The following is a 237-nucleotide window of genomic DNA, read 5'->3' as shown; positions in this document are numbered from 1 at the left end:
CGGTCGAGCCAGTCGTATTTCGCGCCGAGCTCGAACTGGTGCGATTCGACCGGTGGCAGGAACGCATACGCGTTGGTCGCGCGCACCGGCGCCTGGTCGCCGAACGACAGCGCCTTGCTGTACGACGCATACAGCGACAGCACGGTCACCGGCTTGTAGCCGAGCGCGACCTGCGGCAGGAACCCCGAGCGGTCGGTGTGCGTCGCGTCGCCGTCGCGGCTGCTCCAGCTGCGCTGG

General features: G+C 69.2%; 1 protein-coding gene. It reads right to left on the bottom strand.

The features are described from left to right. The coding region (locus tag SB771_RS36985) for a TonB-dependent receptor domain-containing protein (protein WP_410722283.1) at positions 1 to 237 on the bottom strand (237 nt) is incomplete at both ends.

This window comes from Burkholderia sp. SIMBA_051, assembly GCF_046534915.1.
Taxonomy (GTDB): Bacteria; Pseudomonadota; Gammaproteobacteria; order Burkholderiales; family Burkholderiaceae; genus Burkholderia; species Burkholderia ambifaria.
This window is presented reverse-complemented; position numbering and strand designations above follow the sequence as displayed.